The sequence below is a fragment of the Candidatus Omnitrophota bacterium genome, assembly GCA_040755155.1.
GTDB lineage: Bacteria > Hinthialibacterota > Hinthialibacteria > Hinthialibacterales > Hinthialibacteraceae > JBFMBP01.
On sequence record JBFMBP010000127.1, the window covers coordinates 14,735 to 40,320 of the forward strand.

Here is a 25,586-nt window from a genome sequence, read left to right on the forward strand (position 1 = left end):
CCCAAAGCCATCATAGAATAACAGGGCATGGCGTCTCCGCCATGCCCCGCCGCCGCGCCCAACGCGCTTCGCGTGTGTTTGCACCAACTTAATTGAATATTTACTGATATGTTTTCGAATCCACGCCTGAATATAATTTCGACGGAATCCAAAGCAAGGTGCTTCCATCACCGCTGAGGAGAATATCCTGCATTGCATCGGTTCCTTCTAATTCGACTCCTTCAGGATTTACTTTTTGTTTAATCCATTCTCCCTTCGAATTTTTGATGAAAACATATAAATCGTAAGAAACGGTATATTCGTAGATTTCATTGTACCGCTTTGCTTGTCTGACGGCGATTACCCGTCCATCATCGGAGGAGTAAATGTATACGGCGTCAAGAGGCCAAGGGCGAAATTCGAAATTTCCAATATACTCCGGCTCGCTCCAAATGCCGTCTTTTTCGTGAATGGCGAGCAGATGATTTTTTCCCGTTTTATTGTATATGGTAAACTGTTGTTGCTTCATGATCGCCGTTTTTCCATCATTAGCGATTGCCCAAATATCGAATTTAAAGTCTTCGCCATCGATATTCATAGCGATATCAGGGATCTGCTTCTCCATTGTCCACCCATCAACTACTTTATCAACGTACAACCATCTATTCTTTGTTTCAGGATATCCTATTCCAAATATTAATCGATTTCCGTTATTTGCTATCATTGGTTTATGATAGTAAATATTCAAATAGGGACCAAACGTATTGCTAATATATCCATCTTCCTTACGTGAATAGATATCGAAATATTCGTACGATTTCCCAATAACAATCGTTTCACCATTTGAGCTAATTTGTGGAAAGTGAAGATCAGGTATTTGATTTATTGTAAATGTTCTTATTATTTTTTCATTTACAATATCATAAAAATTGAAGGTCGCATATCCTTCACCAGGTAGATTTATAGAAGGATATAAATAGATGAGCGTTAAAGAAACATCATCAAACCATACACCTGATATGTTATAATCATGCAAATTTTCTGTTTTTTCGATAGGTATGTCGATTGATTTTGTATTGCTTTTAATCGATTTTATCAATTTTCTATCTGAAACAATGTTGTTTCCGGAACTATCAATTGCGCTTTGGTTTTTATATAAATCGATTTTGAGTTTGGATTTTTCTGTAGTGTCGATCACGCCAATATCTTTGTTAATTTTTGTAATTTGGGTAAAATCAATATCTTTTGGGGTTAATACTAAAGGTTGAGAATAAACGGCAATAGGTAGATACGCAATTACGAGCAAGCTAAGAGACGAAAAAGTCTTCATGATAGTTTTCCTTTCTTTTAAAAATATAATGTTACTGGCTCAAGGTTACGAAGAAGGCTCGGGCGTATACGTCTCCCGATTCGGACGACGTACAATAAATGGTATGATTGCTATCAGCCAGCTGATAAGACCAGTTTGTATTCTGAGTAATTTGGCTAACGTTCGTTATGGTGTGATTGGGGAAATAGACGTATGTCGTATGATTACCGCCGTCATTCGCGAAGTTGCATAGCAACAAGAGAAATTGACTCGTTGGATTATTTTGGTTTCTTCGCAGAATAAACCGCGTACGGATGGAATGATTCGTACTTCCCGCGCTGTCATAGACGATAGCGGGTATATCCAGCGCCGGCTCGTTCATCAGATAATCCTTCATAGCGTCGGCTTCTCTTGCCATCTTATGACAAAGTGAAAACCAATTTAGGGCTTGACTATTAGGTAAATCCCAAAAAATGATTCCTTGACCGCCAACCACCCAAGAAGAATAAACCAAATAACGGTATTCATCTTCAATTACATTATTTAATGGAGGTTTTGGACTATACGTTATTCCATTTCTGGGATAGCTGCGCGCTATAGAGCAACGACAATATCCCAGATTAGTATAACGCATGGCGCATTCCGCCATATAGGCCGCATCCTGCCATGTCCCCGAATATCCAGATGCAATATCATGATAATAGGAATAGTCTTCGAAGATATAATCGAAAAATCCTAAATTTGCATTGATATTGCTGTCCTTGGCTATCAATTCGCCTTGAGTGGCATTGGATGAATATCCGTCATAAAAAGTACTAAAAACTTCCGTGCAGTAAATCGGCAGATTGTAATTATCTTCGGCGGATATGACATACGTATATTCGCCTATTTGATCGCGAATGTCGCTGAAATAATTTCCACCAAGAGATGCTCCAAAGTACTCCTCATATATGCTCCATCCTCTTACTCTTGAGTTACTTTTAATTGTACTAATTAAACTATCCAGCGAATTTTCTTCGTCTGTAAAACAGAAGTTAAACACATCGCAAGACGTCTCGGTCTTGTTATAAACTGTCGTAGCACATGAGACGCCAGAAAAAGCATACCTAGTGTAGGATTGTGGTAATCCTGTTTTTGTATAATCAAGATCTTTAATTGCAGTAACAACCGATGGCAAGGCGTAATAATTACGATTGTTAATATTATTCACCTCGCTTATCGTCGTAAGCACTTCCTGGAAATCGTTGATTTCGCTGTAATTAATGGGGAAACCACCTTCTGCTGTCGGACAACCCCATATCCCATTAACATTGACATCATCGCATTTATTACGCCGTTCACCCCATGGATCGAATAAGAAGAAATTGTAAATATTGACATCGGAAAAAGTATCAGTACCATCATTATACCCATTCGCAAAGTTCGTAATATCGCCTTCCGGATATTGAGCCGTACCCGACAAATGGTTTTCGATTCCCGTATACCACCCAATCGGGAACCAGCGGTCGCTGGCTGTGTATTTGTCTCCGTCGCGGGTTTTCAGAAAGGGGCGAAACCAGACCGACTGCGTGCGAGCATCGGGGTAGTACGTCACTTCGATCGACCAGCGGTAATCTACATTGGGGTATTCCCTTGAGCGAAATGTCAATTCCCCGTTGATCCCATAACTCTCGATTTTAAAAAGAAAGCCTTTGGGATTGATCTCGTCGAAGACGGAATAGCGCGCATTGACCGGCGTCGTCAAATCGACGTAGCGCCAATCGTTCGCCGTCAAAAAATATCCCTGCGCACCGAAATTTTCCGTCGTGTAAGCCCCGCCGTTCGTCCACGATCCGCCGGTTCCGCTTTCATACCAGTCCACGTTCGCTTCCGACCACGGCTGCGTAATATTATAAGCGCGATAATACACCAAGCCGCATGAATTCGAGTCCGCAAAAATTTTCAGCCGAATGTTAGTAACGGCTTTATTATATCCCAGTCCTGACAAGTTGCACATAAAGACCGCTCGATCCTGCGGACTTAACACAATCGTACTGTTGCCTCCCAAATTGCTGGACGAATTGTAAGCCAATTCGGCGTCGGCGTTGTTCGAATTGTAAGTTACGAAATAGGACGTCGGATCGATGACCACGTCGCCGTCCTTGGCGGCGGCAAGATCGCCGAGATGCGCCGACATTTCCGCTTCGCCCGTAGCGTCGCGCTGCAGACGCCAAGACTGCGCCGAACGAATGACGGGAGCGCTCTCGTCCAATGGCATTCCCGCTTCGTCCGCCAGGAATGTCTTTACGGGAAGCAGCTTGTGCAGTTCTTTCCCGTCGCGTTCGAAATGCAGCGGTCGATCCAATGGTAGTTTCTCCCCATACAAATCAGCCGCCTCGCCGTTTTGCTTGGCTTGCGTCGTAATCTGCACGGATGGAATATCGAAGCGGGCGGAGAGATACTCGTCCGAGGGCAAGATACCCGTTTTCACCTGCTCGCGCAGATTGCGCATGAACGCCTGCTTCAACCGCACATCCACCTTGAGAATATCGTGGATATAGCGCACCGTCACGTCCACATTGGGCAGAACCTCGGACCAACGCACGCTATCGCCCACGACGCTTAGATTCTCCCAGTTGAGTTTTCCCAACTCCAGGGGCTTGTAGTTCGCGCCGCGGCCTACGCCCAATCCGGCAAAGCGGTAGGTGAAGATGTCGCCCTCGTGGCGCGCCTGGAACGTTCCGTCGGCGCGTACGTAGAGCTGCCAAATCCCCGCCATGACCTCGTAATCCCACTCGCCGCTTTTGGATGGAACGAGGTTGGGATTGACCAACTCCAGCGCCCCGTCCGCAAGTTTATAATACTTGGGATAAGCGAGAAACGTCATCGTCCCCGGCCCCGTCTTCTCCGCGTATTCGGAAACCGGCGCCGGATACGATTCCTGCGTCTGCGGTTGAGACTGCGTCATCGGCGCTGTCAATACGCAGACTGCGAGCATAATGATACTAGCTACACGCATAAGCATCATCCTTCGGTGAAATATGTAGTTTTGGAATAGCGCCCAACATCATTCGCTGAAAAGTAGTAAATCACAAAAGTGATCCGTTGTCAACAAGAAACACATAAATAATCAAAAAAATAAAAATAACAGAAAAATCTTGCCAAGTACGGAAGGCTTGAGAAAAAAAACACCCGCCTTAATTTTTCTTATTACCAATATAAGCCTGCAGATAAGATACTTTGAGAACTTATGGAATGCGTTTAATAGGAGGAAATGGCTATTTCTCTATCAAGTTATAAAACAACTCGCCCAGCCATTGCGCCCGATGCTCATAAGTATGGCGGGACATAACCTTGAGCCGGGCGCGTTCGATGCAGCGGCGGCGTTCTTCTTCATGAGCGAGAAAATATTCCACGAGATGCTTCAATTCCTGAAGCGAACGATAGAAAAAAACTTCCTGCGCCGAATTTTCATCCAGCGGCAGATCGTCCGCGAATCCCGGCGCATAAATTTCATCCGCCTTGGGCAGCCAATCCGACAGTAAAAAACCGCCCGCCGCCGGAACGTCGAAATCTCGCACATTCATACACGTGTAGGATTGCAGGCTATGAATGTTGAGAGTGATCTTGGCGTTGCGATACGCATCGAACAAACGCTTGAAAGGCAAGACGCCGCGATAGCAGCGTTGCGCCGCATCCGGCGGCAATAGCGCCTGCCAATCCGCATTGCCGTAAATGCGCAGATCGCAATCCATCAGTTCCCGCACTACGCGCAGGCGGAATTGCGTATTCGCCTCCCATAACAATTTCTGGCGGAATTCGTCCAAACGGTCGGAGGGCAATTCTCCCGGCATGGGGAATTGCGCCATAACCTCGCGCACTTTCTTGCGGGGAAAGCGCAATTTTTCCTCCACGACCTGGCGGCAATATTGCTTCCATTCGGGCGACAACTGGCGAAAAAAGGCGGACTGCTCGCGCACCTGCCCTACGAAAATAATCTCGCAGCCACGCACGCCGCGCTGCTTGCCGCGCCGGACGCGGGTGGCGGCGCCGGGCATATATCGCGGCGCATCCGCTCCGTTTTCGATCAGTGGAGCAGCCCATTCGTAATCGGCAATCAGGTAAGTTTCATCGGGCGAGGTTTTATGCCGCCGCAAGAGATGCTCGCCATAGATGGGATCGTCGGCGAACCAGATTACTTTAGGAATGGGCAGCGATCGGCTAAGTTCCTCTCCCAAAGCCGATTCGTAGGCGGGCGCTTCATTGCATAAGAATATTAAATCCGGCTCGAATTGAGCCATTTTGAGAATGCGGTAATAGGGCGGATAGTACTCCCCATCCTTCAGCGCCGTATACTCCGTTTTGAAACCGAGACGGCGCAAATAATGCAAAAGAGTGCGCAGGAGCACATGCTCGATCAGGGAATATTTCGCTTTGTTCCGCAAGTCTTCATACGTCCAAACTCGAGGCGGCGAATTGTCCTTTCTCTTGCGTTTTAGAATAGCGGGAAGGTCTTTCAACCTCTGCGCCAGCTCTTTTTTCCGGCGACAGCCTTCCTCTTCTATAAAGCGAATGAGAGAGACGAGATCGTCTCGATTCGATTCGCCAAAATCGCCGCGAACGATTTTCGGTTTGGCGGCGGCATAGCAAAGCGTCTCTTCCCAAATGCGATCAATTTGCTCTTCGATATTCTTCCCAACAGCCCAAAAGATTCTTCGCGATGCGAGCAATTCCCTAAAATCGAAAATCGCCAACGCCGCCGCGAATTTATTCGGCAAAGGTTCTATAACCAAAACGCCTCGATTGCCTTGGATGATCTCGGGTGCGGCCTTCGCGAGCAGGCTTCCATCGCCAAAACCCGCGAGATACAGAAAATCCATGCCTTCGGCGAGCGCAGCGAGAATGGATTCCAGGCATTCTTTCTTTCTTGAATCATCGATATCGATTCGATCGCATGTTATAGAAGAAATCGGAATGGATTCCACCTCCGCGTAAAGAGAGGGATGGCGCCTTCTTAACGCCGACAGATTTTTGTAAAGAATTACATTCGATCGGTATCTTTCTGGAATCGTTTCCATACTGCATTCCATTTCGAATCGGCGTTTCGATTTTAGTTCGGCGATCTGGTTCGGACGCGAGAACAGTCATCTCTTCGCTGAAGGATTCAGGTTAAACCAAATATCCAGACGCGGGGTTTCCCATCCATAGGGCTTGCCCAAGATGTCATAGTCGCCATCGCCGTCCAGGTCGGCGATCTTGGATTCATGAAGGCCGAAGCCTGTAGATGCATGGACGGTTTTGAAATTCCCTTGGCCGTCGCCCAAAAGGATCAAGTTTTTCGCATCGGGATTGCCCCCATTCAGACGCATCTCCGCGTTGAAAACATCGAGGTTTCCGTCGCCGTCGAAATCGAGAACCGCTAGCGAATGGCCGCAATCGACTTCGGGCAAAATTTCTTTCCCGGCCCAGGTTCCTTTTCGCCATTCGTACATTATCATCGGCGCGACGCCGTCCCCCACGACAAGGATGATTTCAGGCCTTCCGCCTTGGATAAACTGGCCCGCCGCCGCTCTGGTGAAGCAATACCCCGCGTCGACGATGTTCGGCATATACTTGGTTCCATCCAGATGCTTGAACCAGCGTCCGCCGCCGACGATGTCGAGTTTCCCGTCGCCGTCGATATCCGCTTTCGCCAGCCCTTCATGCTCGTTCACGGCTTTGAAGCCGGGATAAGTTCCCCGCTGCTCCATTTGACTGTCGGCGCTCCAGGAATAGATTTCCGCGCACTCCCAAACACCCGCGTTGCGGGGATCCTTGGGAATCTCGGCGATATAGAGTATGCAAGCGCCCTGATTCCAGAAAACGAGTTCGGTTTGGCCGTCGCCGTCGAAATCGCCGAAGAGTTGATCGTGATGCTTCGTCTTGCCGAAATTCTTTACGATATGGCGCTTCCAGGGCGTTTCGGCTTCATAATGGGGATAGGGATTTTCCCACCACCACACATTATTGCTGGCCCAGTCGCCACCCAGAACGATGTCGAGATCGCCGTCGCCGTCGATGTCATAATAATCCGAACCAGCTTCGATATGCAGAGGTTCGTTATCCACGGCGTACTTCGCCCACCCTTTCGCATCCCGATGATACCAAACAACCGACGGAGCTTTAGTGCGTTCCGTAATCACGAAATCATTGACGCCATCCTTATCGACATCCAAGACCAAGCTGGAGGTTTGTTCCTTGCCGGAATTGGGAACGGGAAGATCGCCCGCCGTGGTGGACAAATGCTTCCAGGTGATTTCCTGAGCAAACATACTTGGCGAAAATAAACCTAAAACCGCAAGAAAAGCAACCATAGCGATTAAGTTTTTTATCATCATTAAACTCCTGGAAAGGGATTTTTTTATCTTGATAGGAAAATGGTGGGCTACGCATCGCTTTGAGCCCACCCTACGCAACTACTCTGCGCAATCTCCAGAAAACCATACTATGATCGAATTCGCAAGCCGTTCATAGACGATCGCAGACATGATCTATTGCATGAAGAAATGGAAGACTGCCATTTCCCGCAGAGATGCTTTAGAATCGAAATGAATTTATCGCAGGCTAATCGCCAAGAAATGGAGGATTCATTCTATGCCAAGATTAAGATTTTTTATCGCTGCTACGCTGCTTTTGGGATGCTTAAGCAGCTCCTTCGCGGAGGAAAAACCGATCCGCCTGCTTATCGTTACGGGAGAAGATTATCCGGGTCATAAATGGCGGGAGACGACGCCTGTGGTTAGGTCTATCCTCAGCCAAAAGGATTATTTCGATGTCCACGTCTGCGAGGATTTCGAAATATTCGCATCGGCGCCCGAACGGCGATACGACGCCGCCGTGGTTCATTTTTGCAATTGGGAAACGCCTATGCCCAGCGCAGCGGCTCGGGAAGGCTTTGCGCATTTCGCCGCCAGCGGCAAGGGACTCGTGGTTCTACATTTCACATGCGGCGCCTTCCGCGAATGGCCGAACTACCAAACGCTCGCCTGGCCGGAATTCGAAAAGATCGCGGGAAGAGTATGGGATACGAGCAAAACTCACGATCCCTATCAAAAATTTCAGGTAAAAGCCGTCAATAAAGAGCACCCTATCACGAAAGGATTACAGGATTTCGAAACGATGGACGAACTCTATTTCTGCTTGCAAGGCGCGCCCAAAATCGATGTCCTGCTAACCGCCCATTCCACCGTCACGAACCAGGACGAGCCGATGGGTTTCGTTCTGAATTATGGATCGGGCCGAGTGTTTCATACGCCTCTAGGGCATGACGCGCGCAGTTTTCAATCGGTGGGCGTAGCGGCGTTGCTCCAACGCGCCTGCGAATGGGCGGCGACGGGCGTCGTTGAGCGCTACAAACCAGAGTAACATGGATCGGAAGGGACGCCCCCCGCATCGCCCTCCCTTGCTGCCATGAATTTGGCGTTGCTGATTTTATGCCATCGCTTTTTGGATCGCCCGATCCAACTCGTCCAATTTATAGGGTTTGCCGATAACCCCCGCGAAACCGTAATCTTGATAGTTGGCCATTACGGGATCGCTGGAGTATCCGCTGGAAACGATGGCTTTTACTTGCGGATGAACTTTTAATAATTCCTTAATCGTCTCTATCCCTCCCATGCCGCCAGGGATGGTTAAATCCATAATAACGGCATCGAAAGGTTCGCCCTTCTCCAACGCCTGCTGGTAGAGGAAGATGGCTTCCTGGCCGTTTTTGGAAAATTCTGGGCTATAACCGAGATGAATGAGCATATTCCCTGCAGTTTCCTTGACGAAATCCTCGTCATCCATTACCAGAATTTTACCCGTTCTCGTCGGAGAGGAAATCGAGTCCCGCTCATGGTCTTCCGAGAGTATCGTTCCGGCGTAGGCGGGAAGATACACGGAGAATATCGTCCCTTTCCCAGGTTCCGATTGAACCATAATGATTCCACCGTGCTTCTTCACGATGGAATACGCCGTAGCCAAACCCAATCCATTCCCATTTTGTTTCGTAGTGAAATAGGGATCGAAGATTTTGGATAGATGATCGGCTGGAATGCCGATTCCATGATCTTCGATCGTCAATTTTACGTATTCGCCCAAGGAAAGAGCGGGAAAATCCCTCCCTTTAGCCGAGCCGATGCGAACATTCTCCGATCGAATATGGATCGTTCCGCCTTCCGGCATAGCCTGTTCGGCATTGAGAATCATGTTATGGATTACTTGTCCAATTTGGCCTTTATCCGCAAAAACCGGTAAAAGATCGTCCGCAAAATCATATTCGCAACGGGTGTTGGAACCGCTAAGAACGAATGAGGCGGTTGTGGAAGCGATATCGGCGATGGAAGCAAGTTCCTTTATTGGCGCGCCCCCTTTGGAGAAAGTGAGCAACTGTTGGGTTAACCGTTGAGCGCGCAGGGAAGCTTTCTCCGCCTCCGACAAACGTTTATAGATTTTTTCCTGGGGATTGATGGAGGACTTCGCTAAAGAAATATTGCCCAATATCGCCGTCAACAGATTATTGAAATCATGGGCGATGCCGCCCGCCAGCATTCCCACCGATTCCAATTTCCGGGCATTGAACAACTCGCTCTCCATCAACCGCTTTTCCGTTACATCGCGGAATACGAGAACCACTCCGATAATGCGGCTGTTTCGATCGCGAATGGGCGCGCCGCTGTCGGCGAGGATGCGTTCCGTTCCGTCTTTGGCGATGAGGATGGTTTGATTGGCGAGATCGACGATTTTTCCCGATTTCAAGACCAAATCCGCGGGATTCTCGCAGCGTTTCCGGGTTATTTCGTTAATAATATGAAACACTTCCTCCAAACGGCGGCCCAGCGCTTCGCTTTCCGTCCAGCCGGTCAATTTCTCGGCGATGGTATTGATTAAAACGATGATCCCGCCGGAATCCGTCGCGATGACGCCGTCGCCGATGCTGTGCAGCGTCACTTTGAGCCGTTCTTTTTCTGTGGCGAGCGCTTCCTCCGTTCTTTTTCGCTCAGTGATATCTTGCAGAATACCGAAAGAACCAATGACTTTTCCATTATCGTCCCGCACTTGTACGGCGGAGTTGGCGATCCATTTTTCTTCTCCCGAGCGCATTTTGACGCAATAATCCGCCCGCCAGCTGATCCCTTCTTCTCCCCGCGCTTTTCGGACGGCTTCCTCGACGGAAAGATTTTGCAAGCCACCAAGAAGATGGATGTCTTTTTCTAACAGCATCCACGCTTGCGGCGTAAATTCTTGGGGAGAACAACCGATCAAATCCTGAATTCCTTCTCCAACGTAATCGTAAGTATTCGTTAAATAATTCTGATAATATGGAACTGCGCCTGCCAATTCGATGGCGTCTTTATAGATGCGTTCGTTTTCCTCTAACGCCTTTTCTATTCTCTTGCGATCCGTAATATCGAACGCCGTGCCCAATATGGCGGATTCGCCCTTATAGTCGATAAGGCTGGGCGTAAAATCGAGCCATTTTACCTGACCGTCTTTCGTCAGGATTTTCATTTCGTACCGCGAGGGAGGATAGCCTTCCTTCCGCAGCCTCGCCGTTGCGGCGGCGCGAACGAATTCCTGCATATCGGGATGAACGAAACCCCAAGGATAGACCTTTTGCGCTTCTTCCCAGTCGTATCCCCATATTTTCTGACAGGCGGGATTCATATAAATCAACCGGTCAATGCGTCCAATGAAGATAGCGGAGGCGGTGGTTTCCGCCAATGTGCGGAATAGATTTTCGCTATTTCGCAACGCCTCATCCGCCGTCTTGCGTTCGGTGATATCGGTTGAAATGCCATAGAGGGCGATAGGACGTCCTTCCTCATCCCAAAGCACGCGCGTACGGCAATCCAGGATTATCTCTGATCCGTCGGATGCGTAATTGACGACCTCGCCCCGCCATTCCCCTTTCGCCCGAGTCATCTCAATAATCTGGCGCTGCGTCGCTCCTCGCGTTGGATCCTCGCCATAAGACTCCACGGATTGGCCGATCAATTCTTCGCGCGGGAGCTTCAAACTTCGGCATTCGGCCTCATTGACATATGTGATGCGCCCGTTCAAGTCGGTTACGGTTACGCGATCCTGAATTTGATCCAGCACCATCGCTTTCAGACGCAATTCCTCTTCCGCCGCCTTGCGATCGGTGATATCGAAAGCGTTTCCGAGTAGAGCAGGCTTCCCCTCATACTCGATAATCGTGGGCGTATAATCGAACCATTTGATTCGCCCATCCCTGGTAACAACCTTCACCTCGTAACGCGAAGGAAGGCCGTTAATGTTTTTGAGTCTGTTGAGAGCGCGTTCTTTAATGAGTTCCTGCATCTCCGGATGGACGAAGGACCACACAGGCATCGCCAAAAGCTCTTCCAAAGAATAACCTCCCAACTGAAGACCAGCGGGATTCATATACAACAACCGATCGTCCCGCGATATGAAAATCACGGAGGGAGAGGATTCCGTCAGCGCACGGAATTTGGTTTCGCTTGCCCTCAACGCTTCCTCGGCCCGCGAGCGATCCTTTTCCGCATGTTCGAGTTCCGCTAGGCGTCGGCGTAATAACGCGAGTTCCTCGATGAGTTGTTCTTTCGTCTTTTGCTCGTCATACATCATCGGACAGGAATCCCTCCCTGCAAACAACCTCTTCTTATGGGCATAATATTGTCAACTCGCGTACATCGAATCCTATTTTTCGATCGCCAATCGGATTTGACATCAACGCCATTGTCAAACGCAACAATAATAAAATTGGATGAAATTTGTTAAACAAAACTCGAAGCAAATTAGTTCCTTTTTAATATTATCTACTCCCCCAACGAATCCCCAAAACAGAACAAGAGTATTTTACCGGAAATTACTGTTCTCCATAATCCGCATTCATCGAATTATCAAATTTATTCCATTTTGCGTCTAGCGTTTCGAATGTTTTATCTCTTGGATCGTCTAAACTTACATTCTGATTTCCACTCGCATTCGCCGCTTCCTCCCTCCCTATATCGTTCTCGTTGAAATCTGGCTGGCAAAGAAGCGAGTATTCTATGCGATTGCCCCCAAAATAGTGGCGCCAGCAATTCCTTGCCGCCAATCTCCAGTTCCTGTATTCATAAGTTTTGGACAAACATCCTTTCCCTGAAGATTGGAAAAACCGTTCTATAACGATACACTTATCGGCTAACGGGAATTTTCGACGAAAGAATCGAATTCATGTTCTCTTCGCATTATCGAACGATACAGCAGTCCATCCGGTTGAAAATCTGGATCGCCATCCAAATCACTACGTTAGCGATACTCTGCTTATTTTTCTTTATTCATTTCGTCATCGAAGCGAAAACGACCAACGCCATCGTCGAACAACAAGGCCGTCTGCAAGCGTTAGGAATTATCAATGATTCGTTCCATCAAATGGAGAATCTCAAAGAAAACGAGTCAGCCCATTTCATCCAACCCAATAACCTGCCGCAAGAAGTCTTGTCGCTCGATATTGCGGATAACAATCATATCATCCGATTTTCCAACCTGCCCGATAGGCTTGGCGCCGAAGTAATGATCCAGCAAAAACAAGAAGAACCGAAATATCGAAATCCGAGGGAAAACGACGCTTGGCGTACGCGAGTGGAAAAAGGAGAGTTGATTCTTACCACTTCCTTGAAAAATGAAAATCGCTGCCAACGCTGCCATACCGCCGATCCGGCTATTTTAGGCTACGCCGAAGTCCGTCTTACCATACGCGATATCAACCAGGTATTTTGGAATGCCCAATGGTATCACATGGGAGCGACGGTTAGTCTCTTTTTCGGTTTTTCCGTGATCATTCTCTATATGACCCGCCGCCTCTTTCTCCGCCGCATCGGCGTCTTGGCTTCCGCCATGCGGAAGATATCCCAAGGAGATTTCAAAACGGAACTTCACGACGGCGCCTTGGACGAGATCGGCGAACTGAGCCGGTCTTTCAATACGATGGTGGAGGAAATCTCCGCCGCCCGCAAAAAGGAAGAAGAACAACACCGCCAGGAAATTCACCAGTTCGACCGCCTGGCCGCCATCGGCGAATTGGCCGGAGGATTGGCTCACGAAATCCGCAATCCCATCGCGGGCATCCGGGCCGCCATCCAAACGCTATCCCGCAACATTCCTTCTTCCGATCCTACCGCCCTGGTTTATCAGGAAATCCGTACTAACGCCGACCGCCTCGACGCTTTAGTCCGCAGCCTGCTTTCCTATGTGCGCAAAGAAAAACCCCAATTGGCGCCAACGCAGATCAACGGCGTCATCGAACAATCGCTTACGATCTTCCGAAACCAATGCAGCCGGGATATAACGATTCGCGAAAATCTGGCTTCCGATTTGCCCCCGATTCCCGGCGACGCCAAACTCCTGCAACAGGTCCTGCTCAACATCTTCATCAACGCGCTGCAAGCGAAAGAGAACGGTCTCGAACTGACCGTGGAATCGAAATTGATCGATCGCAAAGCCGCCGTACACGAAGCGGCGAATATCGTTCAAGACAGGCCATTCCGTTGCCAGAACCAAGTCATTCAAATCCGCATCCGCGACAATGGTCCCGGAATTCCCGAACAGGATATTCTACGGATATTCCAACCCTTCGTCAGCACGAAAAAACAAGGAACGGGGCTTGGTCTTTCCATCTCGACGCGAATCGTGAGGGAACATAACGGATGCCTGTTCGCCCTGAACAACGAGGGTATAGGATCGACGTTCGTTGTTTGCCTGCCCGTCAAGTCCGATCTCGATCCCATCTCCTGAAACGCTCAAGTTTTCAAAATGTCGATTCCCATTTCTTTTCATCGTCGAATTTCATCGATATAGTTAAAGATAGAAAGTAAAGCGAAAACAAAGCGATTTTCGGCCTGGTAATTGCGAAACCAACCATCGACTCCACACACTATGATCGATGGACTCGCACTCATGGCCGACGAATCGCTTTCCAATGGATATCTAATGAGCAATCATGCAGGCGCCAATATTATGGTCGTCGATGACGAACAATTGGTGCGGTGGTCGCTGGAAAACGATTTGCAGCGGGCCGGTTTTTCCGTAACCACCGCCTCCTCGGGCGAAGAAGCCATTGAAGCTGTTCGCCGCAACGAACCCGATCTCATTCTCCTGGACATTCGAATGCCGGGTATGGATGGCATTCAGGTGCTCCATGAATTGCGCCGCTTAAACAGCAACAGCATGGTCGTCATGCTTTCCGCCCTGGCGGATGTCGAAAACGCCGTAACAGCAGTACGCGCGGGCGCTTACGACTACATCCCTAAACCGTTCGATCTGGACGACGTTATTCTACGCATCGATAAGGCCCTCGATCATCAAGTACTGGAAAAGGAAGTGCGGCGGTACCGCAGCCAGCAAACCGACCGCGAAGGCCTGCAGAATATCGTCGCCGTGAGCGAACCAATGCGCCGGATCGTGGATTTCATCGCCCGCGTCGCCCAACAAGGAAGCAGTACGGTTCTCATCCGGGGGGAAACGGGAGTGGGCAAGGATGTTCTCGCCCGCGCCGTCCACGCATTAAGTCCTCGCGCTTCCAAACCGTTCGTGGAGATCAATTGTCCCTCCTTTCCGCCCCATCTCCTGGAAAACGAACTCTTTGGACACGAACGAGGCGCCTTTACCGACGCTCGCTCCCAAAAGGAAGGATTGTTGGAAATCGCCCATCAAGGCGCGGCTTTCTTGAACGAAATCGGCGACGTCGATCTGACGGTGCAAGCGAAATTATTGCAATTTTTGGAAAAGAAAGTATTTCGCCGCATTGGTTCGACGAAGGAACGATCCATTGACGTACGCATTATTGCGGCGACGAATCACAATTTGGAGAAAGCCGTAGAAGAAGGCCGCTTCCGCCGCGATCTCTATTATCGCCTGAACGTTATCTCCATCGCCGTTCCTCCCTTGCGCGAGCGCGTGGAGGATATTCCCGCACTCATCGAACATTTCTTGGAACAATTCCGTTCGGAATTTTCCAAACCCAATTTGGACATCGACGGCGAAGCTATCGCCGCTTTGATGCGTTATTCCTGGCCGGGCAATGTACGAGAACTGCGCAACTGCCTGGAACGCGCCGTCCTCTTAGGCGGGGACGAGCCGATTTCTCTGGCTTCTCTCTCTTCTGAAATCGAACGGCACAGCCAAAGCGACCTCTCCTGCTCGCTCGAATCGGGCGAATCGGCGTCGCCGTTGATCGAACAGGAGAAACGGTTGATTCTCGAAGCTTTAGAACAAGCGGAATGGAATCAAAGCCAGGCGGCGCGCATTCTCCGCATCTCCCGCGATACGCTGCGCTACCGCATGAAGAAATACGCCATCGCTCCTCCCTCGGAATAATCCTAAGGAAAAATGACGAATGATGGGTCAAACGGCGCGCCCCATCTTACGCTTTTTTTTTCATCATTCATCATTCATCACTCATCATTAAAAAAAAGGGCGGACGCCTTGTCAGACGTCCGCGCGAATGGCTTGACTCGGAAATTCATTCCGAGAAAGGGGGGATTAATGAATCATCCAGCTTTTCACAAACGTGTTAGCTGGAGCGATTGCCTCGATAACATTCAGGAATTCGCTTTGCGCGTGTTTCACGGCGATGTCTTCAGCCTGTCCGGCGCCGTGGCAAGCAAAGCAGGTTTCTGTACCCGTAGAAGCGAACATTTGCGCATGTTCGGCGGGTTCCGCCCCGTCATGGCACGAAAGGCACGCGGCGGCGTTAGGAGCGATTTTAATCTGTACGCCTTCCTTATTTACGAAATCGATGGGAGCGGCGTCGCTGGAAAGCGGCAGAGAAGGAACGCCGTTCTTATGGCAAAGGTTGCAATCCTGTCTCTTGCCGGGGAAGAGGAAGCCATTGTAATTGTGAGTACTAATCGAAAATGGTTGTTCCAATTCTTCGCCGGTATGAATTTTGTGAATCATATAACCAAAGCTAATGGACTCGCCGCTGCCCTGACTCCGCGCGACATCGTTGTTTTTCGTATTATGGCACGTTACGCAGAAGTCCGTTTGCTTTCTTTGAGAACCGTGGAAAGCCAGTTTATTGTGGCACACATTGCACTTGTTGATATCGACGATTTCCCGGCGGGGAGTGATGGCCTCGTTCGTTACCGAAACGAGTTTCATCGTATTGTCCGCCCCTTCCGTAACGGTGATATCCGTTTGACCTTCGGGTTTATCCACTAAGGTAACGTTCCGCCGAGCTTCCATCGTGAAGGAATAGGTTCCTTTTGCGTCGTCTGGGACTTTGCCGACGAATTGGTAAGTGTAAACGCCGCCGCCTATCACAACCGACTTCGTGGTATCCGCCACTTCTCTGAGGTAGAACAGATACTCTTTCACGGGACCGGCAAGCGTAATATTGACGGAGCGCATTTTAGCTAAATCAATAGCCGTTCCATCATTTTCCTTCAGCGAGAAACGAATATTTGGCGCTTGGCCAGGCGCAGCATTGGTAATTTCGAGAATCTCGGCATTGACGCCTTTCAGACTCTTAGACTTCGCGGGAACCGTATGCGATCCGGAAACCGACCGGTCGAACTCTTGGCCGTCGGCGGGATGGCATACCGCGCACATGGAATCGTCCGCTTGCGGAATGCCGGAAGAATGCCCTTCGCCGGTTTGGAAATTGACGTCGTCATGGCAGGAGCCGCAGACCGCTCGGCTGGGCGCCTTCTTGAAAATATCGCCTTGTTCACCATCATGGCAAGTGGCGCAGTTGCGGTTATCCTGGGGAAATTCCACATGGGAATAATCGGCGACGCTTTGCCGATAACCAATGATTTGATACGGCTTCCCCGCCTTGACGCTGGGAAGATCGGCGCCCATGTGGATTTTATGGATCATGACGGACATGTCGACGGTATTGCCCGTATCTGGGTCCGTCGTCTGCGTGCTATGGCAAAGAATGCAAAGCCCCACTTCGCGCCGTCCGCCGCCATGCAAGCCAAGACCGTCATGGCATTTATTGCAACCTTCCGTCGTAACAACCTTGCGCAAGGTTACGACTTCGCCGCCGTTGGGTACGAAATGATAGAGGGGATTGGCGATATGGCGCGGACCTTCATTATTGGGGCGAACGCGTTCGATTTGCGCGGAAACCGTATGGGTTTTCGTTTGATCGTAATCGGCGGGAAGAACGGTTTTAAACGTATAAACGTATTTTCCAGCTGATACTTCAACCGTGGTTCCGCCGGAATCATAAGTCGCTTGTTCCGCCGTAGCGCCGACAAAAGGCGATGGATCGGTCGCTTTCGCAATCGTTTTCGAATAGCTCCAATAGCGAGCGCTGCCTTTCGCCGCATCGAGCAAGTCCAACCGGGCGAGAATAAAACGAGGCGCGGAAATATCCGTCAACGCCAAAGGCGCTCCCGCGTTATCTTGCAGCGTAAATGCGACCTGGGGTTTAAGATCGGCTCCGATCGTTACTTTTTCAATCTTGATCTGAAGACCTTCAGCTCCCCAGCCGCTCAAGGCGCAGCAAAAAAAGGAAAGCGCCAATACGGACATCATAGTTTTTCTTCTGCTTTGCATCATGTTGACTTCTCCTCATTACATGAAATCGCGAAAATCAAGGATTTGGGAAGCAAAGACTGTACCTTAGTTTTTCAATTCGGCCATCAATCAGCTTTCTGGATATTATAGAGGCATAAAAAAGGATAACATCCTGAATTAAAAGGCGATAGGCAAAGTTGAATTTTTTCTGGAAAATTACCCAAACTACGAAACAGTAAAATTATCGCCGCCGCCGATGCCAAGGTGGGTTGTATAACCCACATTCATCCGAAGGATTGGGTGAAATAACCCAATCGAGAGAAAAAGAATAAAAACAACTTATTAAATCATATACGCGCTTAGGAGCGCGGGCATCCCGCCTGCGTTATTATTCGCCCGGATTCACAGACGCGATACATATTATTAATGGATTTGGAATAGAGATTGGATTATGACGCCGCGAGTGGAAAAATCGATTTTGATTCTGCCGCTTTTGGAAGAGGATGCGCTCGAAACGAAGACTATCGCTTTATATACATGCCAATTTTAGGTTTTTTAGGAGAATCGGAAGATAAGGAGGGTTTTCCGGCTCCCTTGATTTCGCTCATTCCCATACAATTGGAACATTTAGTCCGTCCGGCGAGAATAAGTACGCCGCAAGACGAGCAGTAGCCGATTCCGGAAACATTCTTGAAATCGATCATCTTCAAGTTGATCCAGCGCAGAACGCGCAGCGTCAGTTCCCGTATTACGCCCTCATAATCGTAATTGTCGATGTTATCGTCTCTTTCTCTTAAAAAATTCGCCAAATCTTCATAGAGATATTCCGTGATATCATCGATTCCGCATTGCCGGTCCTTAAAATTGCGCAAGTTCCCTTTGCAACTAATCAGGAGGGCGGCGTCTTCTTCCTTGCAACAGATATCGCCGGTTTGCTTCCCCATCGGCCCTCCGCATATGACGCATACTCTTTCAGCCATCTTTTCTCTCCTTGATCGGTCTCGCCACGCCGAGCAAGCGCGTTTCTTAGGGTATTATAATGCCAAACTAAAATATTTCCTACTCAAATTTGACATTAACTAAATATTGTGTTCCAAGATAGATAATATTGTCAATAGGATTTCTTGCAATCTTCGATCTTTTCCATAAAGACAAGACGTGCGCGTAACAATTCGGGACCATGAGCGTTGTAATAAAAAAGGCACTAAAGGAGGAATCCGATCATGTATTCCTGCTCAATAAGAATCCCTGCGCCGTCCGCTTCAAAAATTTTTCTCTTCTTTTTATTCTTCTCTCTTTCTATTATACCGCCGGTTTTCTCTTTTGCTCAGACAAATTCGCAGGAGGGCGTTTCAAGCGCCGCTTTAGCCGGAGCTACGAAAAGCCGTCTCGACGACAATTATCTACGGGAAATGTTCGGCAAGCTGCTTCCCAAATTGGAATCCGCTCTCGAAATGAAAGATTTGCACGAAACGTTGCCCAAGCGAACTCTTATTTACGGCAAAGACCAAAAAACGAACCAAGAAGAAATCAACGTTATGCTCGACCAGGCGATCGAAGTCCTCAACATCTCCGATGTGAATGAGGATCGCGTCGCCATCCGGGATTTGCAGAAACGCATCAAGGAAGCCTATATCTCCATCGCCAGATATCGAGAGCAGCGCTTATCCGCTCCCCCCAAGGAAACTTTAGGAATGCTGGGAAAAATGAATCCTCTGCAAAAATCCAAGGAGGATTACGACGCCTTAATCGCCGGCGAAGAAGGAAACATCGCCGGATATCAAGAGAAGATCGGCGAGATTAAATCCAATTTCACCCGGAAACTGCAAGAAATCGGCCTTTCCATCGCGGAAGAAGGCGTGAACAGCCTTCTCGATTCCGTTGTAGGAGACGATTTCATAAAACTATGCAACGTTTTCGATAACCTCAAAAAAGTAGTGGCTCAGTTGCAACAGTTGACGGAAGATTCCGGCGAATCGCTCGAAATCGCCAAACGCTATTACGGAATGTACGTCATCCTCAACGAAATATTGGATCGAATCCAGAAACAATACATTGGCTCCATCACCGGAGAATACATACCCGCTTTGCAAGAATTTATCCAAAGCGCCAAAAACAATATCGAAGAAGCCAAGCGGCTCGCCGCCGAAAACGGCGAATACAAAGAGCGGTTGAATACCAATATCGATTCCAACCAACTGACGATCGAAGCCTCCGAGAAGTACATCGATTACCTGCGGCGGCAAGCAGACGAAATCGCTAAAGAGAACGCCGAAGTCGTCAAGAACGCCGCGCTGGCCAACAATACGTATAAGACGGTCAAAGTCAGCGGCGGCGTTGCCGTGCTCATCCAGGACGGCCGCCAATGGTTCGAAGCGTTGATGAAACTGAAAATGCCCGAACTGCGCGGATTCGAAAACAAGGTATTGAAACAAGAGTTCCTGCGGCTGACGGAAGAGATGCGGGAGATGAGGTGATATCCATTTACGATTCGAGCGGCGGCGATGCGTCTTCCCGCTTTACCTCGAAGATTTCCCAGAGATTGATCTCGACGCTTTCTAGTGATTTAAGAGTTAACGTCTCTTGGGAATCGAAGACTTGTCCGCGATCGAATCGCCGCTCTTCGGTCAATAAGTATCTTTCCGCATATAAACCTTCGGGATCGACGATAAGATACTCCCGCACGCCGTATTTTTTATACAGATACTTTTTATCCCACCGGTCTTTTTTGGCGGTATGGCCGCTTAGAACTTCAATAACAAGGTCGGGAGCGCCTTGGATGTTTTTATCCTTTATTTTGCTCCGGTCGCAGACAACGAAGGCATCGGGTTGAACAACATCATATTCGGAAAGGACGACGTCCGTAGGCGCGACAAAGGCGACGCAAGATTTCCCTTGCAAAAGAAGGTCGAAAAACGATCCAAACCGCAACGCGACTCGCTGATGCTTGGTCGATGGAGCGGGAGACATATTGTATGGTTTCCCGTCAATCAATTCCCAACGCTCATCGTCCGGCCATTGAAGATAATCGGAATAGGTATATTTCTCCGTTGATTTTCTTTTGCTAATCACTCGTCACTCGTCACTTATCACTGTATTTAGAATTATACTTTTTCCAACCGCGCATATTCTTGAACCAGCGTTCTTTTGCCCATTTCTTGGAAATCGACGGTGATTCGCGCGCTTCCGCCCTCGCCGTCCACGGCAAGAACTACGCCGAAGCCGAAAGAACGATGGTTGACCATATCGCCCGGCTCAAAGTCAACCTCCGCCTTATGCTTCAATCCTTCAGATCGCCCCATCGCCCATTCCGCTGCGGCGTTATGTCCGCGCCATAATAAATTTTCCTTGTATTGGCTGGGGATTTCGTCCAAAAAGCGGCTGGGCATGTGATAATTGATCGTATTATACATTCGCCTCATATCAGCATGAGTTAAGTAGAGCTGCTTCTTGGCGCGAGTGATTCCGACGTAGCAAAGCCGCCGTTCTTCCTCCAACTCTTCCTTCGAATTCATCGATTGCTTATGCGGCAATAGACCATCCTCCATCCCCGCCATGAAGACGCAGGGAAACTCCAATCCCTTGGCGCTGTGCAAGGTCATGAAGACGAGTGCGTCCGCTCCTTCTTCCATTTCGTCGATATCCGATTTCAGCGTAATATTCTCCATGAAGGCTTCTAAAAGCGTCAGCGCATCGAGCGGAGCGGAAATCTCTTTCTGCAATCCTTCGCCGAATTGCCCGGCGGCGTTGACCAGTTCTTCCACGTTTTCGAGGCGGGATTGATTTTGGGGATCGGCTTCTTTTTCCAACATGTCGCGATAGCCGGATTCCTTCACGATGGCGTCCATCAATTTCGATAAGGAGGACTTACGATATTTCTTGCGCCAGAGCGCGAAGAGCTGCGCAAAAAGAAAGAAAGCCTCGCAGGTCGCCGCTCTCATATCCGCTGCTTCCGGCTCTTCCCGCGCCATGCGGGCGGCTTCCAATATCGGGCGCTGCGTCCGGGCGGCGTAATCAAGCAGTTTATCCACAGACGTTTCTCCCAGTTTGCGCTTGGGAAGATTGACTGCGCGCTGAAACGCCACCGTATCGGCGGGATTAAGCAACAGGCGGCAATAAGCCAAAACGTCCTTAATTTCCTTGCGCTCGTAAAAAGCCGTGGCGCCGACGAGTTGATAGGGAATGCTGCGCTGGATGCACTCCTCCTCAAAAACGCGGGACTGGGCGTTGGTGCGGTAGAAAACGGCCATATCGCGATAGGGGATATTCTCCTCTTCATGCAGACTTTGAATCCTATCGCCGATCCAGACGGCTTCGGATCGTTCGTCGGAAAGTTGAACGACGCCGATCTTTTCCCCGGCCTCGCCTTTTGTCCATAACGTTTTTTCATGGCGGCCTTTGTTATGTTTCACCAATTCGGAAGCGGCGGCGAGGATGGTTTTCGTCGAACGGTAATTTTGCTCCAAAAACACTTTGCGCACGCCGGGAAAGTCGCGCTCGAATTCCAGGATGTTGCGGATCGTGGCGCCGCGCCAACGGTAGATGGATTGATCGTCGTCGCCTACGGCGCAGATTTGCCGATGCTCCATCGACAATTCGCGCAAAAAAAGATATTGCACGGGATTGGTATCCTGATATTCGTCCACCAAGATATGTTGAAATCGCTTGCGGTAGACATCGCCGATTTCCGGGCGCTGGGTCAACAGCAGGACGGTCTCCATCAACAAATCGTCGAAGTCGAGAGCATTATTGGCTCGCATAATTTTTCGATATTCTTCATAAAGGCGGGAAACCAACAACTCGAAAGCTCCGCTGGCGGTTTCCTGATATTGCTCCGGCGTTTGAAAACGGCTTTTGGCTTTGGAAATGGCGTTGAGCGCGGCGTTGGGTTGAATCTTCTTATCGCTAATCTCGCAGACGCTGAACGCCTGCTTCATCGCCGCTCCCTGATCGGAGCGGTCGTAGATGACGAAGCGGGGATCGATGCCCGCCGCGGCGCCATCCTTGCGCAATATGCGGGAACAGATGGAATGAAACGTCCCGATCCACAAGCCGCGCCCCTTTCCGTCTTGGATGGCCGCCACCCGCTCGGCCATCTCCCCCGCCGCCTTGTTGGTGAAGGTCACGGCGAGGACGTTCCACGGCGCCAAACCATGAACGGCCATGAGATAGGCGATGCGGTAAGTGATGACGCGGGTTTTGCCGCTGCCCGCTCCCGCCAGCACCAAGAGCGGGCCGTCCGTATAGGTAACCGCTTCCAACTGTGGCGGATTCAATTCCCGCTGCAATTGTTTTTCAAAAGGATGTTTCATGGCTCTCTCTGAGGATTAATCGTTAAGGTGGGCTACGCTTCGCTTTGAGCCCACCCTACGAAAGAATATGAATTTCATTGAACACGAATTCTTGGCGAATCGAAAGAGCCGAATTGCTTGGACGATCTTCACAAGCGGCATTGGCGAGATACGATGTATGCATCAAAAGATTCCGGGAGGAAGTGAATTATGAAAATGACGATTATGGTTATCCTTACGGCGGCGGCGTTCGCTGTTCCACCGGTTTCGTATTCCCAAAACGTATTTTCGCTTGGCGGAGACATTCATTCGCTCCCATTGATAATAAATGCGGAAAGCCGCGCTATTACGCAGGAAAATCCGCAAGGGCTTCCAGGCGCGGGCGGCAAGGAGAAAGAGGGACGCAAAGGAGCGCCTTGCTATCGCGATCTGGCGCCGGGAAAAACTTTCGCCCTCATGGATATTCCCGGCTGCGGCGTTATTCGCCATATCTGGATTACGGTCCGCCCCGATAAAGACCACTACCGCAACGCCATCCTGCGCATATATTGGGACGGATCGGACGCTCCCAGCGTCGAAGCGCCGCTGTTGGATTTCTTCGGAGAAGCCCACGGCGTCAATAAGCCCTTAGCCTCGTCTTTGACAACGATTACCGAAGGCCGCGGCTTGAATTGCTATTTCCCCATGCCCTTCGCCAAAGGCGCGAAAATCACCTTGGAAAACGATAGCGAAAGCGGCATCTCCAGCATCTATTATCAAATCGACTACGATCTTTTGCCTTCCCTGCCGGAAAATACGGGCCGATTCCACGCCCAATTCCGCCGCCAAAATCCCACAGTACTAAAACAGGATTATGTGCTCGTAGACAACATCGACGCGCCAGGCGTCTATATCGGAACCGTCATCGGCGTCCGCGCCAAAGGGACGGATTGGTGGGGCGAAGGCGAGATGAAATTCTACGTCAATGGCGACGACGCCTATCCCACCATCTGCGGCACGGGCACGGAAGATTATTTCGGCTCCGCCTGGGGATTGGGGACGTATCAGACGCTCTATCATGGATGTACGCTTACTATGAAAACAGACGAACCGGCGAACTATATATCGCTCTACCGCTGGCACGCCGCCGATCCCATCCGTTTTAAATCCTTACGCAAAGTAACGATCCAACAAATCGGTTGGAGCGATAACGGCCTCTACGAACGTTCCGACGATTGGTGCAGTATGGCTTATTGGTATCAAATCGGAATCAACAAGCATTTCCCCAAGCTGCCCAGCCGCCAAGAACGCTCCGCCGATTTGCCAGCCCCAGAAAAGGACGAATAATCATGAACATGCTGGAAACCTTCGATAACGCCTACGCGGGCAGGCGCTACAAAATCCAAATTACCTGCCCCGAATTCACGTCCGTATGCCCCAAAACCGGCCTGCCCGATTTTGGAACCATCCGCATTGAATACATCCCAGATCAAAAGTGCATCGAATTGAAATCGCTCAAATACTATCTTCTCGAATACCGCAACCAAGGCATTTTCTACGAATCTGTCACCAACAAAATACTGGATGATCTCGTAGAAGCCTGCGATCCCATCTGGATGAAAGTGGAAGGCGACTTCACGGCGCGCGGAGGCATCAGCACCACCGTCAGCGCCGTATTCGAGAAGAAATGAATCCCAACCTCAATTCTTCGGCCAGTTCATAACGGACGAGGAAGAGTGACGCAGCTATAGCATGGACTCCATAAAATCATTGTGATATCCCTCAACCCGAAAAGTAGAAATTATGAATGAAAACGATTTCTCTTTACGGTAGAGGGATTTTTTATTTGAAAAAAGGGGCGCCCTTTCTTCCGGATTCACGCTTTATCTACTCAAAACTTCGTACTCTCCAGTACCCATTAATGGCTGGGAAAAAATTGCGCTTTGTGGTCGCTTCGTCCACCTGAATTTTGGGCTAATTCTTTCCCATGAAGATCGGTGATGAATAAAAATATGAAAAAAGCCCTACTTTTTCGTAACTCCCTATCGGTCGCCTTGTTATCCACCGTAATGTTCATTATCGCCTATGGAATTCTATGGGGAGAGCGTTATTATGGCCCCTTGGTTCTCGCTTCCACCATCGTCCCGGTTCTGTTCGCCAAGATAGGGCAAATGGAAATCAAGGGATTGTTGCCCGACATCCTTTTTGGAACGATCGACACGGGATTATTGACGGTCGCGGCGTTGATCGGCGCGGCGGAATTTGGAGTGATTGGAGCCATTGTCGGCGGCGTCATCGGCGACGCCGTTACCGACGGCATCGCTGGATTCTTCGAAGGCAGCCTCTCGGAATGGCTGCGCCGCCGAGGGATCGACGAAAGCCGAACCGCGCTCGGCTCCGCCTACGGCAAGATGGCTGGATGTTTATTGGGAAGCGGAGCGGTTTTGTCGCTAGCGGCGTTGATGGGCGTCGAGTTATCATCGATGAAAGGTTGAGCGGCGCGCAGTATACAAAACGTATGACTCGAAAAT

16 protein-coding genes are annotated in these 25,586 nt (G+C 49.5%); 7 read left to right on the top strand and 9 right to left on the bottom strand.

The annotated features are described in order from the left end of the window. Nucleotides 1-100: 100 nt before the first annotated feature. The 4 genes from AB1656_18780 to AB1656_18795 all read right to left on the bottom strand — a co-directional run bounded on the left by AB1656_18780 (nt 101) and on the right by AB1656_18795 (nt 7,644). Nucleotides 101-1,309 (bottom strand): hypothetical protein, encoded by a 1,209-nt coding sequence (locus tag AB1656_18780; GenBank protein MEW6237432.1) that lies wholly within the window; start codon nt 1,307-1,309, stop codon nt 101-103. A 31-nt stretch (nt 1,310-1,340) separates the two neighbouring features. Further along, nucleotides 1,341-4,286 (bottom strand): hypothetical protein, encoded by a 2,946-nt coding sequence (locus AB1656_18785; GenBank protein ID MEW6237433.1) that lies wholly within the window; start codon nt 4,284-4,286, stop codon nt 1,341-1,343. A 259-nt stretch (nt 4,287-4,545) separates the two neighbouring features. Further along, on the bottom strand, nt 4,546-6,345 hold the full coding sequence (locus AB1656_18790; GenBank protein ID MEW6237434.1) for a glycosyltransferase: 1,800 nt from the start codon (nt 6,343-6,345) through the stop codon (nt 4,546-4,548). Nucleotides 6,346-6,411: 66 nt separating this feature from the next. Beyond that, a complete protein-coding gene (locus AB1656_18795) occupies nt 6,412-7,644 on the bottom strand; it encodes a VCBS repeat-containing protein (GenBank protein ID MEW6237435.1) in 1,233 nt (410 codons plus the stop codon). A 256-nt stretch (nt 7,645-7,900) separates the two neighbouring features. Here AB1656_18795 and AB1656_18800 point away from each other — a divergent pair, with 256 nt between their 5' ends. Beyond that, nucleotides 7,901-8,671 (top strand): ThuA domain-containing protein, encoded by a 771-nt coding sequence (locus tag AB1656_18800; GenBank protein MEW6237436.1) that lies wholly within the window; start codon nt 7,901-7,903, stop codon nt 8,669-8,671. 66 nt (nt 8,672-8,737) lie between these two features. Here the strand turns inward: AB1656_18800 and AB1656_18805 are convergent, their stop codons facing one another. Next, on the bottom strand, nt 8,738-11,899 hold the full coding sequence (locus tag AB1656_18805) for a PAS domain S-box protein (protein MEW6237437.1): 3,162 nt from the start codon (nt 11,897-11,899) through the stop codon (nt 8,738-8,740). 591 nt (nt 11,900-12,490) lie between these two features. Between AB1656_18805 and AB1656_18810 the strand changes: the two genes are divergently transcribed. Together AB1656_18810 and AB1656_18815 are read left to right on the top strand one after the other, a co-directional pair. Continuing rightward, nucleotides 12,491-14,050, top strand: a complete 1,560-nt coding sequence (locus tag AB1656_18810) for an ATP-binding protein (GenBank protein ID MEW6237438.1) — start codon at nt 12,491-12,493, stop codon at nt 14,048-14,050. A 195-nt stretch (nt 14,051-14,245) separates the two neighbouring features. After that, the gene (locus AB1656_18815) at nt 14,246-15,631 is read left to right on the top strand and encodes a sigma-54 dependent transcriptional regulator (protein MEW6237439.1); all 1,386 of its coding nucleotides are present in this window, start codon (nt 14,246-14,248) and stop codon (nt 15,629-15,631) included. A 165-nt stretch (nt 15,632-15,796) separates the two neighbouring features. On the opposite strand, the gene AB1656_18820 is transcribed toward AB1656_18815, so the two are convergent. Both AB1656_18820 and AB1656_18825 read right to left on the bottom strand, forming a co-directional pair. Then, entirely contained in the window at nt 15,797-17,827 is a 2,031-nt protein-coding gene (locus tag AB1656_18820) for an OmcA/MtrC family decaheme c-type cytochrome (GenBank protein ID MEW6237440.1), read from the bottom strand. A gap of 479 nt (nt 17,828-18,306) precedes the next feature. Next, nucleotides 18,307-18,765 carry a hypothetical protein gene (locus AB1656_18825; GenBank protein ID MEW6237441.1) on the bottom strand — a complete coding sequence of 153 codons (459 nt, stop codon included), beginning with the start codon at nt 18,763-18,765 and terminating at the stop codon, nt 18,307-18,309. Between the two features lie 243 nt (nt 18,766-19,008). Between AB1656_18825 and AB1656_18830 the strand changes: the two genes are divergently transcribed. Beyond that, nucleotides 19,009-20,262, top strand: coding sequence for a hypothetical protein (locus AB1656_18830; protein ID MEW6237442.1), 1,254 nt, complete (start codon nt 19,009-19,011; stop codon nt 20,260-20,262). A gap of 7 nt (nt 20,263-20,269) precedes the next feature. On the opposite strand, the gene AB1656_18835 is transcribed toward AB1656_18830, so the two are convergent. Both AB1656_18835 and AB1656_18840 read right to left on the bottom strand, forming a co-directional pair. Beyond that, on the bottom strand, nt 20,270-20,857 hold the full coding sequence (locus tag AB1656_18835) for a Uma2 family endonuclease (protein MEW6237443.1): 588 nt from the start codon (nt 20,855-20,857) through the stop codon (nt 20,270-20,272). 32 nt (nt 20,858-20,889) lie between these two features. Next, nucleotides 20,890-23,097: a UvrD-helicase domain-containing protein gene (locus AB1656_18840; GenBank protein ID MEW6237444.1), complete on the bottom strand. Its 2,208-nt coding sequence runs from the start codon at nt 23,095-23,097 to the stop codon at nt 20,890-20,892. Nucleotides 23,098-23,286: 189 nt separating this feature from the next. On the opposite strand from AB1656_18840, the gene AB1656_18845 reads away from it, so the two are divergent. The 3 genes from AB1656_18845 (at nt 23,287) to AB1656_18855 (ending at nt 25,550) form a co-directional block, all read left to right on the top strand. Further along, the gene (locus AB1656_18845; protein MEW6237445.1) at nt 23,287-24,402 is read left to right on the top strand and encodes a glycoside hydrolase family 172 protein; all 1,116 of its coding nucleotides are present in this window, start codon (nt 23,287-23,289) and stop codon (nt 24,400-24,402) included. A gap of 2 nt (nt 24,403-24,404) precedes the next feature. Then, the gene (gene queF / locus AB1656_18850; GenBank protein MEW6237446.1) at nt 24,405-24,746 is read left to right on the top strand and encodes a preQ(1) synthase; all 342 of its coding nucleotides are present in this window, start codon (nt 24,405-24,407) and stop codon (nt 24,744-24,746) included. A gap of 321 nt (nt 24,747-25,067) precedes the next feature. Further along, nucleotides 25,068-25,550, top strand: a complete 483-nt coding sequence (locus AB1656_18855; GenBank protein ID MEW6237447.1) for a hypothetical protein — start codon at nt 25,068-25,070, stop codon at nt 25,548-25,550. The last annotated feature ends 36 nt before the right edge of the window (nt 25,551-25,586 follow it).

Bases quoted from the DNA above. Each gene is read 5' to 3' on its own strand.
- AB1656_18780 (MEW6237432.1), bottom strand. From the start codon at position 1,309: ATGAAGACTTTTTCGTCTCTTAGCTTGCTCGTAATTGCGTATCTACCT.
- AB1656_18785 (MEW6237433.1), bottom strand. From the start codon at position 4,286: ATGCGTGTAGCTAGTATCATTATGCTCGCAGTCTGCGTATTGACAGCG.
- AB1656_18790 (MEW6237434.1), bottom strand. From the start codon at position 6,345: ATGGAAACGATTCCAGAAAGATACCGATCGAATGTAATTCTTTACAAA.
- AB1656_18795 (MEW6237435.1), bottom strand. From the start codon at position 7,644: ATGATGATAAAAAACTTAATCGCTATGGTTGCTTTTCTTGCGGTTTTA.
- AB1656_18800 (MEW6237436.1), top strand. From the start codon at position 7,901: ATGCCAAGATTAAGATTTTTTATCGCTGCTACGCTGCTTTTGGGATGC.
- AB1656_18805 (MEW6237437.1), bottom strand. From the start codon at position 11,899: ATGATGTATGACGAGCAAAAGACGAAAGAACAACTCATCGAGGAACTC.
- AB1656_18810 (MEW6237438.1), top strand. From the start codon at position 12,491: ATGTTCTCTTCGCATTATCGAACGATACAGCAGTCCATCCGGTTGAAA.
- AB1656_18815 (MEW6237439.1), top strand. From the start codon at position 14,246: ATGAGCAATCATGCAGGCGCCAATATTATGGTCGTCGATGACGAACAA.
- AB1656_18820 (MEW6237440.1), bottom strand. From the start codon at position 17,827: ATGATGCAAAGCAGAAGAAAAACTATGATGTCCGTATTGGCGCTTTCC.
- AB1656_18825 (MEW6237441.1), bottom strand. From the start codon at position 18,765: ATGGCTGAAAGAGTATGCGTCATATGCGGAGGGCCGATGGGGAAGCAA.
- AB1656_18830 (MEW6237442.1), top strand. From the start codon at position 19,009: ATGTATTCCTGCTCAATAAGAATCCCTGCGCCGTCCGCTTCAAAAATT.
- AB1656_18840 (MEW6237444.1), bottom strand. From the start codon at position 23,097: ATGAAACATCCTTTTGAAAAACAATTGCAGCGGGAATTGAATCCGCCA.
- AB1656_18845 (MEW6237445.1), top strand. From the start codon at position 23,287: ATGAAAATGACGATTATGGTTATCCTTACGGCGGCGGCGTTCGCTGTT.
- queF (MEW6237446.1), top strand. From the start codon at position 24,405: ATGAACATGCTGGAAACCTTCGATAACGCCTACGCGGGCAGGCGCTAC.
- AB1656_18855 (MEW6237447.1), top strand. From the start codon at position 25,068: ATGAAAAAAGCCCTACTTTTTCGTAACTCCCTATCGGTCGCCTTGTTA.